This window comes from Gordonia sp. LUNF6 (assembly GCF_047041125.1).
In the GTDB taxonomy this organism is placed as follows: Bacteria; Actinomycetota; Actinomycetes; order Mycobacteriales; family Mycobacteriaceae; genus Gordonia; species Gordonia sihwensis.
In genome coordinates, this window is the sequence record NZ_CP178181.1 from 2,130,174 (window position 1) to 2,144,794 (window position 14,621).

The 14,621-nt window shown below is 67.8% G+C and carries 12 protein-coding genes; 7 read left to right on the top strand and 5 right to left on the bottom strand.

The window, feature by feature from the left end; genetic code table 11:
- Nucleotides 1-19: 19 nt before the first annotated feature.
- Entirely contained in the window at nt 20-2,407 is a 2,388-nt protein-coding gene (locus ACK8HH_RS10000; RefSeq protein ID WP_062367711.1) for an ATP-binding cassette domain-containing protein, read from the bottom strand.
- A gap of 148 nt (nt 2,408-2,555) precedes the next feature.
- On the opposite strand from ACK8HH_RS10000, the gene ACK8HH_RS10005 reads away from it, so the two are divergent.
- A complete protein-coding gene (locus tag ACK8HH_RS10005; protein WP_006895045.1) occupies nt 2,556-3,266 on the top strand; it encodes a CPBP family intramembrane glutamic endopeptidase in 711 nt (236 codons plus the stop codon).
- Between the two features lie 10 nt (nt 3,267-3,276).
- Here the strand turns inward: ACK8HH_RS10005 and ACK8HH_RS10010 are convergent, their stop codons facing one another.
- Together ACK8HH_RS10010 and ACK8HH_RS10015 are read right to left on the bottom strand one after the other, a co-directional pair.
- A complete protein-coding gene (locus ACK8HH_RS10010; RefSeq protein WP_278127382.1) occupies nt 3,277-5,223 on the bottom strand; it encodes a serine/threonine-protein kinase in 1,947 nt (648 codons plus the stop codon).
- 14 nt (nt 5,224-5,237) lie between these two features.
- Nucleotides 5,238-5,891 carry a phosphatase PAP2 family protein gene (locus ACK8HH_RS10015; protein WP_278127383.1) on the bottom strand — a complete coding sequence of 218 codons (654 nt, stop codon included), beginning with the start codon at nt 5,889-5,891 and terminating at the stop codon, nt 5,238-5,240.
- Between the two features lie 177 nt (nt 5,892-6,068).
- Between ACK8HH_RS10015 and ACK8HH_RS10020 the strand changes: the two genes are divergently transcribed.
- From ACK8HH_RS10020 to ACK8HH_RS10040, 5 genes are all read left to right on the top strand, one after another.
- Nucleotides 6,069-7,112, top strand: a complete 1,044-nt coding sequence (locus tag ACK8HH_RS10020) for a phosphotriesterase (protein ID WP_006895048.1) — start codon at nt 6,069-6,071, stop codon at nt 7,110-7,112.
- A gap of 9 nt (nt 7,113-7,121) precedes the next feature.
- Nucleotides 7,122-7,583, top strand: a complete 462-nt coding sequence (locus ACK8HH_RS10025; RefSeq protein WP_006895049.1) for a Fur family transcriptional regulator — start codon at nt 7,122-7,124, stop codon at nt 7,581-7,583.
- Between the two features lie 38 nt (nt 7,584-7,621).
- The gene (gene katG, locus ACK8HH_RS10030) at nt 7,622-9,823 is read left to right on the top strand and encodes a catalase/peroxidase HPI (RefSeq protein ID WP_375004015.1); all 2,202 of its coding nucleotides are present in this window, start codon (nt 7,622-7,624) and stop codon (nt 9,821-9,823) included.
- 137 nt (nt 9,824-9,960) lie between these two features.
- Nucleotides 9,961-10,995: an LLM class F420-dependent oxidoreductase gene (locus ACK8HH_RS10035; protein ID WP_375004014.1), complete on the top strand. Its 1,035-nt coding sequence runs from the start codon at nt 9,961-9,963 to the stop codon at nt 10,993-10,995.
- A gap of 121 nt (nt 10,996-11,116) precedes the next feature.
- Nucleotides 11,117-11,260 carry a hypothetical protein gene (locus tag ACK8HH_RS10040; protein ID WP_156150511.1) on the top strand — a complete coding sequence of 48 codons (144 nt, stop codon included), beginning with the start codon at nt 11,117-11,119 and terminating at the stop codon, nt 11,258-11,260.
- Nucleotides 11,261-11,387: 127 nt separating this feature from the next.
- On the opposite strand, the gene ACK8HH_RS10045 is transcribed toward ACK8HH_RS10040, so the two are convergent.
- Together ACK8HH_RS10045 and htpG are read right to left on the bottom strand one after the other, a co-directional pair.
- Nucleotides 11,388-11,858 (bottom strand): nitroreductase family deazaflavin-dependent oxidoreductase, encoded by a 471-nt coding sequence (locus ACK8HH_RS10045; RefSeq protein ID WP_006895053.1) that lies wholly within the window; start codon nt 11,856-11,858, stop codon nt 11,388-11,390.
- Between the two features lie 4 nt (nt 11,859-11,862).
- On the bottom strand, nt 11,863-13,803 hold the full coding sequence (gene htpG / locus ACK8HH_RS10050; RefSeq protein WP_039866851.1) for a molecular chaperone HtpG: 1,941 nt from the start codon (nt 13,801-13,803) through the stop codon (nt 11,863-11,865).
- A gap of 50 nt (nt 13,804-13,853) precedes the next feature.
- Here htpG and ACK8HH_RS10055 point away from each other — a divergent pair, with 50 nt between their 5' ends.
- Nucleotides 13,854-14,618: a PIG-L family deacetylase gene (locus ACK8HH_RS10055; protein ID WP_006895056.1), complete on the top strand. Its 765-nt coding sequence runs from the start codon at nt 13,854-13,856 to the stop codon at nt 14,616-14,618.
- The last annotated feature ends 3 nt before the right edge of the window (nt 14,619-14,621 follow it).

Here is a 14,621-nt window from a genome sequence, read left to right on the forward strand (position 1 = left end):
GGAGCCTCCGACACCGGGTTCAGTCGGCGCCGGTACCCGCGCCCACGTACTCGGCCAGGTGCCGGCCGGTGAGGGTGGAAGCCGATGCGACGAGGTCGCGCGGCGTTCCCTCGAAGACCACGCGGCCGCCGTCGTCACCCGCGCCCGGACCGATGTCGACGATCCAGTCGGCGTGCGCCATGACCGCCTGGTGATGCTCGATCACGATCACCGAGCGCCCCGCCTCCACCAGGGCGTCGAGTAACCCGAGCAGTTGTTCGACGTCGGCCAGATGCAGTCCGGTCGTCGGTTCGTCGAGGATGTATACGCCGGCCTTCTCAGTCATCGCGATCGCGAGCTTGATGCGCTGGCGCTCGCCTCCCGAGAGCGTGGTGAGCGGCTGGCCGAGGGTCAGATAGCCCAGTCCGACGTCGGAGAGACGCTTGAGGATCTTGTGGGCTGCCGGCGTGCGTGCGTCACCGTCGTCGAAGAACTCCAACGCCGTGTCCACCGACATCGCCAGCACCTCGCTGATGTCCCGGCCGTCGACCCGGTAGTCGAGCACCGCGGCGTCGAACCGCTTCCCCTCGCAGACTTCGCACGGCGTCGCCACGCCGGCCATCGTGGCGAGATCGGTGTAGATCACGCCCGCGCCTTTGCAGTTCGGGCACGCGCCGTCGGAGTTGGGGCTGAACAGAGCGGGTTTGACTCCGTTGACCTTCGCGAAGGTCTTCCGGATGGCGTCGAGCAGACCGGTGTAGGTCGCCGGGTTGCTCCGCCGGGAGCCGCGGATCGCCGTCTGGTCGATCGACACCGCGTCGGCGTCGGCGGGCAGCGAGCCGTGGATCAGGGAGCTCTTGCCCGACCCCGCGACACCGGTGATGACGGCGAGTACGCCGAGCGGGATGTCGACGTCCACGTGGCGCAGATTGTTGGTGGTGGCGTCTCGGATCTCCAAGAATCCCGACGGGGTCCGCACACTGTCCTTGAGCCGCGCGCGGTCGTGGAGATGACGCCCGGTCAAGGTGTCCGAGGCCGCCAATTGCTCGACGGTGCCCTCGAAGCAGATCTCTCCGCCCAGCGATCCGGCGCCCGGCCCGAGGTCGACCACGTGGTCGGCGATCACGATGGCCTCGGGTTTGTGCTCCACCACCAGGACCGTGTTCCCCTTGTCGCGCAGTCGCAGCAGCAGGGCGTTCATCCTGGCGATGTCGTGCGGATGCAGTCCCACGGTGGGTTCGTCGAAGACGTAGGTGATGTCGGTGAGCGATGATCCGAGGTGGCGGACCATCTTGGTGCGCTGAGCCTCCCCGCCCGACAGTGTTCCGGTGGGCCGTTCCAGGGACAGGTAGCCCAGGCCGATCTCGACGAACGACTCGAGTGCCGCATGGAGCTTCTCGACCAGCGGTGCCACCGTCGGCTCGTCGAGCCCCGCCACCCAGTCCGCGAGGTCGGAGATCTGCATCCGGCATGCGTCGGCGATGCTGACTCCGCCGATCCGGGAGTTCCGGGCGTGCTCGGCCAGTCGGGTGCCGTCGCACTCCGGGCAGGTCGTGGACGTGACCGCGCGTTCGATGAAGGCCCGCACATGCGGCTGCACAGAGTCGATGTCCTTGGACAGCATCGATTTGGTGATCTTCGGGATGATGCCCTCGTAGGTGAGGTTGATGCCCTCGACCTTGATCTTGGTGGCCTCGCGATAGAGCAGATCATCGCGTTCGCGATCGGAGAACCGGCCGACGGGCTTGTCCATGTCGAAGTAGCCGCTGCCCGCGAAGATGCGGCCGTACCAGCCGTCCATGCTGTAGCCGGGCACCTTGAGCGCTCCGCCGGACAGCGACTTGTCCGCGTCGTAGATCTCGCTCAGGTCGATGTCGGAGACCGTTCCCATCCCCTCGCATCGCGGGCACATCCCTCCGAGTTGCTCGAAGGACCGTCTGACCGCCTTGGTCTGCTTGCCTCGCTGGACTTTGATCGCACCGCCGCCCGACACGGTCGGGACGTTGAACGAGTACGCGTTGGGGCTGCCCACGTGGGGATCGCCGAGCTTGCTGAACAGGATCCGCAGCATCGCGTTGGCGTCGGTGACGGTGCCGACCGTCGACCGCGGATTCGCACCGATCCGCTCCTGGTCGACGATGATGGCAGTGGTGATGCCGTCGAGCACATCGACGTCCGGGCGGGCCAGCGTCGGCATGAATCCCTGGACGAACGCGCTGTAGGTCTCGTTGATCAGCCGTTGCGACTCGGCTGCGATGGTGCCGAAGACGAGCGAGCTCTTTCCGGACCCGGAGACTCCGGTGAAGGCGGTGAGCCTGCGCTTCGGCAGTTCGACGCTGACGTCTTTGAGGTTGTTGACCCGCGCGCCACCGACTCTGATGACGTCGTGACTGTCGGCGGGCGCGGTAGTGGGGCGGTCGGCAGACATGGAGCACATTGTCCCCTACCCGGACCGGATCGCGTGGACGCTCCGGGAGGGGCCCGGTCCGGGTATTGTTCGGTGGTTCCGACACTGCCGCATGTCAGATAGCTCAGGTGGCGGGGGATGCTCGAAGAATCGTCAGACCGGAGGCCGAGTGAGCCAGGCGCGCAACCATCGAGACTGGGCGATCGTCGGCGTCGTGGTCGCGGCATTGATCACGGTCAACGCCCTGGCGCATTTCGCCGGGCATTGGCCGGGGCTCCTCGCGGTTCCGGTGGGCGCGGTCGCGGTGGTGCTCCTCGCGCGGATGCGGGGCCTGGCGTGGTCGGAGATGGGCATCAGCTCCTCGGAGCTGAAGTACGGGTTCCGGTGGTCGGCGATCGTCGTGGTCGCGGTCGTCGTGGTGGTCGGTGCCGGCGTCGCCATCCCCTGGACCCGGACGTTCTTCCTGAACGACCGCTACTCGTCCGCGCGTGACGCGCTGCTCGCCGCTCTTGTGTGGATTCCCGTGCAGACCGTGCTTCCCGAGGAACTGTTGTTCCGCGGTGTGCTGCAGGGATCGTTGCGGCGAGTGATGAGCCGGCGGCTCACTCTGATCGCCGGTGCGGCCCTGTTCGGTTTGTGGCACATCGCCTCGTCGCTCGGACTCTCGGCGGGGAACGCCGGTGTCACCGATGCGATCGGCGCCGGCGTCGGAGCCGCCGTCGCCGGCGTGGTCGGCGCGGTGGTCGCGACCTCCGCGGCCGGATGGATCCTCGGCTGGCTGCGCTTCCGAACGGCCAATCTGCTCGCCCCGATCGTCCTGCACTGGACTCTCAACGCCTCGGGTGCGCTCGGCGCCGCCCTGGCCTGGCAGCTGCTCTGACTCGCGCCGATCAATTCCCGGTCTGCACGCGGAGATTCACGATCGCCTTGTCGACTTCGGCCCTGGTGGTCGCATCGTTGATCGGACTCACTCCGAAGGCGAAGGTCATCGGAGAACTGTTCACGACGACCACCGTGACATCGTCACCGAGCACACCGGAGCGCTGATTGCGGACGTCGATGCGAGCCCGGATCAGCGTGTACTCGGTGATCTTGTTGTCGAGCCGGTCGTTGCGCACGTCCTCGATCCGGGCCGGTGAGGCGTCGACTCCCGAGTACCCCGAACTCGACGACAGACACTCCACCAGTTTCCTGGCGATGGGCTCCGTGCGATCGCGGAAGGATGCGGGCAGCGTGCCGACGGCGATCTGCGCCATCCACCCCGACGTGCCGGCCGGGCGTGAGGCTTTGATGCCGTTGGCCGTCACCGCGAACGGGATCTGCGAGATGTTGTCGGGATCCCAGCCGCTGACCGGAAGGTCGTTCGACGGAATGGAGATCGGTCCGGTCCCGACTCTGGACGCGGACGACGACTGCGTCGTGACCCCGCCCGCACACAGCGTCGGAACGCCGGCGACCACCGCGGGCCCGCCGGCAGTGGTCGAGGGAGCCGACGTACTCACCGGCGACGACGTCGACTCGGGAGTGGACGGCACGGTGGACGTCCCGGCCGCGGTGTCGGGACCGTCGTCGCCGCGGAAGACGAAGAATCCGGCGACCGCGATCGCCGCGAGGACGACCAGCACTATCGCCGCCACGATCACGGCTTTCCGCCTGCCGGTGTCCGTCGGCTCGGGCGGATACCCGGGCGCACCGTAGGGCTGCTGCCGGCCGAAGTCTCCGGGCGGCGGCCCGAAATGAGGTGGCTGCTGTGCCGGGGGCTGCTGTATCGGGGGCTGCGGTACCGGAGATTGCGGTACCGGGGGCGGGCCGAAGGCGCCGATTCGGGGACGCTGCGGGTAGGGCTGCGCCGGCGACGGGCCCTGCTGCGCCGGCGGCGACTGCGGCGCGAGGGGCGCGGTGGGCTGTGCCCCGCTGTGCGGTGGGGTCGGAGCCGGATTGATCATCGTCGGCGCGTACGCCGCCGGAGCCTGCGGCGTCGCCGCCTGCGGTGTGAAGCCCGGTCTGCGCAGCGCCCCGTCCAATTCGTCCGCGAACTCTCGGCACGTCCGGTACCTGCGGGCGGGGTCCTTGTCCATCGCCCGTGCGAGGACCAGGTCGACGGCGGGTGCCAGAGTGGGCAGAACCGCGGTGGCGCTCGGGGCCGGAGCGTGGAGATGAGCGTTGATGATGTCGGTCGGTTTCGCGAGCGGGAACGGCGCTCGGCCGGTCAGGAGCCGGAACGCGGTACAGGCAAGCGCGTATTGGTCGGTGCGTCCGTCGAGTGCGGCCCCGCGCAACTGCTCCGGTGAGCAGTACTGGATCGACCCCACCGTCAGGTTCGCCGCTGTCAGCGCGGTGTCGCTGGTGGTGGTGCGAGCGATTCCGAAGTCGGTGAGATACACCTTGCGGTGCGCCGCGGTCGAGTCGTCCACCAGAATGTTCGCGGGCTTGACGTCGCGGTGCAGCATTCCCCGCGAGTGCGCGTAGTCGAGAGCGTCCGCGACGGCGCCGATCATCTCGCAGACCGTCGCCCGGTCGAGCGGTCCCGACTGCTGGAGCAGGGCGTCGCCGTCCGCCCCGGGGACGTACTTCATCGCGATCCAGAGCTGCCCCTCGAACTCACCGCGGTCGTACACGCTCACGATGCCCGGGTGATCGAGTTGGGACGCCAGATCGGCCTCACGGATGAATCGGGCCCGATAGGTGGGGTCACCGGTCAGCTCGGCGGGCAGCACCTTGAGCGCATCTTCCCGGGGGAGCCGCGGATGTGCGACCAGGTACACCTCCCCCATGCCGCCGACCCCGAGTCTTCGCTCGATCAAGTAGTTGGCGAAGTACTGGCCCGGGCTCAACATGGGAACAGCCTAGGTCATGACCTCGCATGCAGCGGCGCATGCCGCAGCACCGCGTGCACCAGCGGCGGAACGATCAGCGCGGCGGCTGCCCCGACCAGAATGCCTGCGGTCACATCGGTGATCCAATGCATTCCGAGGTAGAGCCGGGATGCGGCGGCCGCGAGCACCACGGCCAGCGCTCCGCACGCCGCGACGACTCTGGTTGCGGCGGACGCCGACGCCGCGGTGACCGCGACCAGCCCGAACGCGAGCGCCGCGGTGCCGGTGGTGTGTCCGGACGGGAACGACCCAGCGGTCTCATGGGCCTCGAGTTGCCAGGCGACCGGAGGCCGGGTCCGATGCACCGCGATCTTGAACACCTCCGCGACGGCGGCCGCGGCGACGACCGTCGAGAGCAGGGCCGCGGCTCGCTCGACGCCGCCGTCTCGGCGCCACAGGACCATCGCGGCCACCGCGCCGAGGACGATGGTTCCGACAGGGCTGAGAGCGGTGGAGAGAAACACGGCGACGCCGGTCGCGGTTCCGGAACGCTGTCCGAGCGTCCACTCCCACACGCTCCGGTCGGCGGCGAGCGGGCCGTGGACGTCGTAGACGACCGCACCGAGAGCGGCGGTCGTGAGCAGCAGTAGGACTCCGACGGTCATCGAGGGCTTCGGCATACCGTCCATCTTCGGCTCCGCTCACTGAGCAGACGCTGAGAAGTCCGCAGGTCGGGGCCCGATCTGCGAACCATGAGCAGTGCGGTGGGACGGCTTCTGCGGTATCGGCGCCAAGGCGCGTCTCCTGCGGCTAGGTTGGCAATGATCGCGGGCGCCGCTACGGTGCCCATTTCTGTGAGAGGCGCCATGGAGAGCATCGAAACCGCGGCCGGTCCGATCGACGCGGACCGCCTGGGCAACGTGCTCTCCCACGAACACATCTTCGTCGTGAACGACGACTATCGCGTCAACTTCCTGCCGGATTGGGACGAGCAGGCCCAGATCGATGCGGCGGTCGCCACGCTGACCCGACTCAAGGCCTCGGGCATCGACACACTGATGGATGTCTCGGTGCCCGGGCTCGGCCGCAACGTGGAACGGATCGCCGCCGTAGCCGACCGCGTGGACCTCAACATCGTGCTGGCCACCGGCCTGTACACCTATCACGATCTGCCTTTTCAGTTTCATTACACCGGACCCGGACTCGGTTTCGACGCGCCGGACCCGCTCGAGCGCCGGTTCGTCCGTGACCTGACAGTCGGCATCGGCCGCAGCGCGATCAGGGCCGGGTTCCTTTACTGCGCGATCGAATCCGAGGGATTGAGCACGGGCGTCGAGCGCGTGATGCGGGCCGTGGGACGGGCGGCTGTCGAGACAGGCGCGCCGGTGGTGGTCCACACGAACCCGCACACCGCATCCGGACTGGTGGCCCAGCGGGTCCTGGCCGAAGAGGGCGTCGATCTGAGCCGGGTCCGGATGTCGCATTGCGGCGACACCACGGATCTGGACTACCTCATGAGGCTGGCCGATGCCGGCTCGCTGCTCGGACTCGATCGATTCGGCGTCGACGTCCTCCTGCCGTACGCCGACCGTATGCGCACGCTTCTCGCTCTGATCGAGCGCGGGTACTCCGACCGGATCATGCTGTCGCAGGACGCCTTCTGCTTCAGCGACTGGTTCGAACCTGCGAGCCTGGCCGAGGCCGCGCCGGACTGGGACTACTTCCAGGTGACCGGCCGCGTGATTCCTGATCTTCTCGCCGCCGGCGTGAGCCGCGAGGTCATCGACACGATGATGCGCGCCGTCCCTCGGGCCTTTCTGACCAGGTCGGCGGGCTCGTCCGTGTCGAGTGACGCCGTCATCACCGTGGCAGATTTCGAGAAAACTGGATTTAGTCCAGAAAAGCCGTAGAGTGGGGGCATGGCCACCGACTACTCCACCGTCATCCGGCGATCCGGGCTGAGAGTCACCCGGCCCAGACTGGCCGTGTTGGCGGCCGTGGACGCGCATCCGCATGCCGAGACCGAGACCGTTCTGACGACGGTTCGCGAAGAACTGCCCGGCGTCTCGCGGCAAGCGGTGTACGACGTCCTCCACGCGTTGACCGACGCCGGCCTGATCCGGCGGATCCAGCCGTCGGGACACGTCTGGCTCTACGAGACGCGGATCGCGGACAACCATCACCACCTGGTCTGCCGGGTATGCGGAGACGTCCGCGACGTCGACTGCGCGGTCGGTGAGGCCCCGTGTCTGCAGGCGGCCACCGACCACGGCTTCCAGATCGACGAGGCCGAGGTCATCTACTGGGGCGTCTGCCCCGACTGTCTCGCCGCCGAGGACGTTCCGGGCGACTCCGGTCGTCCTGACAGTTCAGCTCACTGATCGCCACCCCGGAGTTTCACCCACCGAAAGGAACCGCAGTGTCCGACCCACAGCCCGTTCAGAACGCATCAGGATGTCCGGTCCACGCGGCCGCGATGGCAGCCCCTGCCGAAGGCGGCGGCAACCGTGACTGGTGGCCGAAGCAGTTGAATCTCAAGCTCCTCGCCGAGAACCCGGCCGAGGGCGACCCGATGGGCGCCGACTTCGACTACGCCTCGGCCTTCGAATCCCTCGACCTCACCGCGGTCCGCCGCGACATCGAGGCGCTCATGCGTGATTCGAAGGCATGGTGGCCGGCCGACTACGGCCACTACGGCCCGCTGTTCATCCGGATGGCCTGGCATTCGGCCGGCACATACCGCGTCGCCGACGGTCGCGGCGGCGCCGGCCACGGCATGCAGCGGTTCGCGCCCCTCAACAGTTGGCCCGACAACGCGGGCCTCGACAAAGCACGCCGACTGCTGTGGCCGATCAAGAAGAAGTACGGCTCCGCGCTCTCGTGGGGCGACCTCATCATCTTCGCCGGCAACGTGGCCCTCGAATCGATGGGCTTCAAGACCTTCGGGTTCGCCGGCGGCCGCACCGAGAAGTGGGAACCGGAGGAGATCTACTGGGGGCCGGAGACCACCTGGCTCGACGACGAACGCTACACCGGCGACCGCGACCTCGAGAATCCGCTCGCCGCCGTCCAGATGGGCCTCATCTACGTCAATCCCGAAGGCCCCAACGGGAATCCGGATCCGCTCAAGGCCGCCGTCGACATCCGCGAGACCTTCGGCCGGATGGCGATGAACGACGAGGAGACGGTCGCCCTGATCGCCGGCGGTCACACTTTCGGGAAGACGCACGGCGCGGGTCCGGCCGACCATGTCGGACCGCTGCCCGAGGACGCTCCGATGGAGAACATGGGGCTGGGCTGGAAGAGCACCTACGGCACCGGCTCGGGTGCCGACGCCATCAGCTCCGGGCTCGAGGGAGCGTGGAACAGCACGCCGATCACCTGGGACAACAACTTCTTCTGGACCCTCTTCGGCTACGAGTGGGAGACGTACATCGGTCCGGGCGGAGCCATCCAGTGGCGGCCCAAGGACAACGCCGGTTCCACCAGCGTCCCCGACCCGCAGGATCCCGACAAGCGGCATCAGCCCATGATGCTGACCACCGACATCGCCCTGCGCGAGGACCCGGTGTACGGCAAGATCTCGCGCCGCTTCCTGGAGAACCCGAACGAGTTCGCCGACGCCTTCGCACGCGCGTGGTTCAAGTTGACGCACCGGGACATGGGCCCGCTTCCCCGTTACCTCGGCGACGAGGTCCCGTCGGAGACCCTGGTCTGGCAGGACCCGGTCCCCGTAGCGGACTACGAGCAGATCGACGACGCCGACGCCCAGGCGCTCAAGGAGCGGATCCTCGATTCGGGCCTGACCGTGTCTCAGCTGGTCAAGACGGCGTGGGCGGCTGCGGCGTCGTTCCGCGGCAGCGACAAGCGCGGCGGCGCCAACGGCGGTCGTCTCCGTCTCGAGCCGCAGCGCCACTGGACCGTCAATGAGCCCGCTGAGCTCGACGTAGTGCTCCCCGTCCTTGAGGGGATCGCCCAGGAGTTCAACGCCGGGTCCGGCGTCAAGCAGGTCTCGGTGGCGGACGTGATCGTCCTCGGCGGGGCAGCGGCGATCGAGAAGGCCGCGGGTGCGGCCGGCCACACGGTTCAGGTGCCGGTCTCACTCGGCCGCACCGACGCCACGCAGGAGAACACCGACGTCGAGTCGTTCAAGGTGATGGAGCCCCGCTGGGACGGTTTCCGCAACTACCTCGCCGCCGACGCGCCGATCCCGGCGGAGTACCTGCTGGTCGACCGCGCGCAGCTGCTTCAGCTCAGCGCCCCGCAGATGGCGGTGCTGGTCGGCGGTCTGCGTGTGCTCGGCGCCAATCACGGACGATCGCAGCACGGGGTGCTGACCGACCGTCCCGAGACGTTGACGAACGACTTCTTCGTCAACATCCTCGATATGGAGACAGAGTGGACCGACGCCGGCGACGGCACTTTCGTCGGCGCCGATCTCGCCACCGGAGAGAAGCGGTGGACGGCCACGCGCGCCGACCTCGTCTTCGGAGCCAACGCCCAGCTCCGGGCGCTGGCCGAGGTGTATGGGGCCGACGACGCCGAAGCCAAGTTCGTCGACGACTTCGTCGCCGCGTGGACGCAGGTGATGGACGCGGACCGGTTCGACCTGCACCGCTGACCGACTGACCGGGCCGAGATCCGTCGGGTCAGCGGCGTCCGAGGGCGATCCGCCCTCCGGCACCGCTGCCCCGACGGATCTCAGTTCAGCCCCCCGATGGCGGGCCTCGCCCGCGACTGCCCCGTTAGCCTCGAGGGATGAAACTCGGTCTGCAACTCGGATACTGGGGCGCCCAGCCGCCCACGAACCACCGCGAACTCGTTCAGGCCGCCGAACGGGCGGGCTTCGACTCCGTCTATACGGCGGAGGCCTGGGGTTCGGACGCCTACACTCCCCTCGCCTGGTACGGGAGCGACACCGAACGCCTCAGACTCGGCACGTCCGTGCTTCAGCTGTCGGCCCGCACGCCCACCGCGTGTGCGATGGCGGCCCTGACCCTCGACCACCTCTCGGGCGGCAGGCACATCGTCGGTCTCGGCGTCTCCGGCCCGCAGGTGGTCGAGGGCTGGTACGGCCAGCGATTCGCGAAGCCGCTGGCACGCACCAGGGAGTACGTCGACATCATGCGCCAGGTGTGGGCGCGGGAGGCACCGGTGACCAGTCCCGGACCGCATTATCCGCTCCCGCTGTCCGACGAGTCGGCGACCGGCCTCGGAAAACCCCTGAAGTCGATCGTGCATCCGCTGCGCCGGGACATCCCGGTCCACCTCGGCGCGGAGGGCCCCAAGAACATCGCCCTGGCCGCCGAGATCGCCGACGGCTGGCTTCCGCTGTTCTTCACACCCCGGATGGCCGACCAGTACAACGCCTGGCTCGACGAGGGGTTCGCCCGACCCGGCGCCCGCCACACCCGCGAGACGTTCGAGATCGCCGCGGTGGCGCAGATCGTCCTCACCGACGACGTCGCCGCCGCCTACTCCGCGATCAAGCCCTTCCTCGCGCTGTACATGGGCGGCATGGGCAGCGAGGACACCAACTTCCATGCGGAGGTCTACCGCCGAATGGGCTACGCCGAGGTAGTCGACGAGGTCACCGCGCTGTTCCGGTCCGGCCGCAAGGACGAGGCCGCGGCGATCATCCCGGACGCGGTCGTGGACGATTCGGCGATCGTCGGCGACGAGGCCCACGTACGCGAACAGATAGCTGTCTGGGAGCGCGCCGGGGTCACCACGATGCTCGTCTCCCCCGGCACCGTGGCCGAGGTGGAACGCCTCGCCGCACTGCTCGACTGAGCCGTTGACCGCAACCTTGATTAGGTGAACGAAAGGTTAACGCGACCCGAATAACGCTTGACTTCACCTTGCGCGGAGGTTACAAAGGTATGGACTGCAAAGAACGAAGGAGGTCTCCACCATGCGAAACAGCACAGGTTCGACCTTTGCGTCCACCTTTCACGCGTACATTCGCCGGATCGCCGCGCGGATGAACCAGAGCGCCAACGAGCGCCTGAGCCTGCAACTCGGAAACTCTCCGGTCGCGGTGCTCGGCGTCGGCTGACGGCCCGAACAACACGAAACAGCAGTGGTCCCCGACGGAACGAATCCGTCGGGGACCACTGCTGTTTCGGAGGGTTGTGAACAAGTCGTCGTTCAGGAACGGCCGGCGGACGGCCCGGCGACGACGGTCAGCTCACGCGGTGCAGGCGGAACAGCGGAATCACCCGGGTCGTGCGCTTCTCGTACAACGTGAAGTTCGGCCACACGCCGAGCAGCCGGTCCCACGCGGCGGCGCGCTCGACGCCGGAGAGCTCGGTCGCTGACATCCGCGTCGCCGCCCCGTGAACCTCGACGTCGAACGAATCGGCGGCCCGGATGTTGTAGACCCACGCAGGCGTCCGCGGTCCCCCGAAGTACGAGCCGGCGACGATCCAGTCCTCGCCGTCGGGCGCCGCGAGCACCGGCGTCGAGTGCAGCACTCCGCTCTTGCGGCCGCGCACCGTGATGGTGATCCCGGGCAGTCCGGCGATCCGCAGCAGATCCACTCGCCCGCGCGAGACCTTCTGAAGCACGGTGTCCGCCTTCACGATCCACGGGAGGTACCGCGGCAGCCAGGAGATCGACCCGATCAGGATCGCCAGCCGCGTGAGGATCCCCACCGGGTCAGCCGAGGTCTCTGGTGAGCGTGTCGGCCAACAGCCTCGCGACCTCCGCCGGATCGTCGAGATCTCCGCCCTCGGCGAGCACCGCCGTCGCGTACAGCAGCTTGGCGGTCGGTTCGAGAGCCGTGTGATCGTCGCCGTCCGCGTCGAACTTGCTCCGCAGGGCCGTGACGAGGGCGTTGTCCGGATTCAGCTCCAGGATCCGCTTCGACTTGGGCACCGGCTGGCCCGACGCCCGATACAGCTTCTCCAACTGCGGGGTCATCGAGAAAGTGTCCCCGACCAGGCACGCCGCCGACTCGGTCAGCCGCGAACTCAGCCGCGCCTCCGAGACGTCGTCCGCGAGCGTCTCGGCGAGCCAGGACAGCAGCGGTGCGAACTCCTCGTCGCGCTTCGACTTCTCCTCGCCGTCGGCGTCCGCGTCGGCGTCATCCAGGTCGACGACGCCCTTGGCCACCGACACCAGTTGCTTGCCTTCGAAGTCGAGACCGGAGGAGACCCAGACCTCGTCCACCGGATCGGACAGCAGCAGCACCTCGATGCCCTTCGCGCGGAAGGCCTCCAGGTGCGGCGACCGCTCGATCTGCGTCCGCGACTCGCCGGTCATGTAGTAGATCACGTCCTGATCGGGCTTGCACCGCGAGAGGTAGTCGACCAGTGTGGTCGGCTCGGTCTCACTGTGGGTGGACCCGAACACCGACGCCTTGAGGATCGCCTTCGCGTTGTCGTGGTCGTTGATCAGACCTTCCTTGAAGACGCGGCCGAAATTGCTCCAGAAGGTCTGGTAGTCCTCCGGACGACGGTCCTGCAGTTCCTGGACCGACGAGATGACCTTCTTCACCAGACGTCGCCGGATGGCGCGGATCTGACGGTCCTGCTGCAGAATCTCGCGCGAGACGTTCAGCGACAGATCCGCGGCGTCGACCACGCCCTGGACGAACCGCAGATACTCGGGCATCAACTCGGCGGCGTCGTCCATGATGAACACGCGCTTGACATACAGGTGGATGCCGCTGGTGCGCTCGCGCATGAACAGATCGAACGGCGCCTGCGACGGGATGAAGAGCAGGGCCTGGTACTCGAACGTGCCCTCGGCGTGCAGCGAGATGGTCTCGAGGGGCTCGTCCCAGGCGTGCGAGATGTGACGGTAGAACTCGGCGTACTCCTCCTCGGACACCTCGCCGGGCGACTTCGCCCACAGCGCCTTCTGCGAGTTCAGGGTCTCGTCGACCTCTTCGGTCGTGGGCTCGCCGCCTTCCTCGGCGGCAGGCACCTGCTTGGTCACCCGCATGCGGATCGGCCAGGAGATGAAGTCGGAGTACTTCTTGACCAGAGCGCGCAGCACGTTCTGGTCGGCGTAGTCGTGGACCGCGTTCTCCTCGTCGACGGCCTTGAGGGTGAGGGTGATCGACGTGCCCTGCGGAGCGTCGGGGGCCTCGTCGAGGGTGTAGGTCCCGTCGCCGGTCGACTCCCAGCGCGTTCCGACGGTCTCGCCGGCCTTGCGCGTGACCAGTTCGACGCGATCGGCGACCATGAACACCGAGTAGAAGCCGATGCCGAACTGGCCGATCAGTTCCCCGGCGTCCTTGGCGTCGGTCTCGGCGAGCTTCCGGCGCAGTTCATCGGTGCCCGACTTCGCCACGGTTCCGATCAGGTCGACGACCTCCTCGCGCGACATGCCGATGCCGTTGTCGGACACGGTCAGCGTCCGAGCGGAGGCGTCCGGGGTCAGCCGGATGTGCAGATCGGAGATGTCGACGTCGAGGTCCTTGTCGCGCAAGCCTTCCAAGCGGAGCTTGTCGACCGCGTCCGACGCGTTGGAGATCAGTTCGCGAAGAAAGCTGTCCTTGTTCGAATAGATCGAATGAACCATCAGATCCAGCAGTTGGCGTGCCTGGGCTTGGAACTCGTACACCTGCGAGGTCACCGCGTAACTCCTCATCGTTGAGCTGATTTCGCGCCGCTGAGTGTACCGGGGCGGCTGCGCGTACTGTGAAGGGCGTGTCTGGGGTTCCACGTGCTCTGTTCGTCCACGCTCATCCCGACGACGAGTCGTTGTGGACCGGCGGCACCATGGCACGACACGCCCGGCGCGGCGGCGAGGTCTCGCTGGTGACATGCACGTGGGTGCCCGGGACCGCGCGCCACGGCGAGTTGCTCGACGCCGCCCGCGAACTGGGACTGTCTCGCGAGCCCATCATGCTCGGCTACGCCGACAGTTTCGTCCCCGAGTCCGCGCCCGGCGCGACTCCGTTCGTCTCAGCGCCCTTCGACGAGCAGGTCGCGGCTCTGGTGGCACACATCCGGGAGATCAAGCCGCACATCCTCGTCACCTATGACGCCTACGGCATGTACGGCCACCCCGATCACATCCACGCCAACCGGCTCACGTGCGCCGCGGCCGACGCCGCGGCGATCGGCGCCTACCGCCCCGACGCGGGCGAGCCCTGGCAGGTCCGTTCGCTCTACTTCATCACCATTCCCGAGACCACCGTGACCACGTTGAAACCGCACCTCACCGAGGACTCGCATCTTCCCGTGTCCGGGACGCCCAGCGACCGGATCGACCTCGCCGTCGACGTCGACGACTGCCTCGGCAGCAAGATCCGCGCGATCGTCTCGCACAAGACGGAGATCGCGCGCAGCGCGTCGATGAAGGCCTTCGGAGCACTCCCCCGCGATCCGCAGCGACTGTTTCTGCAGTGGGAGTCGTATCTGCGGCGCGATCTCGTTCCGGGCGGAGCCGAGCTCGCCTGACTC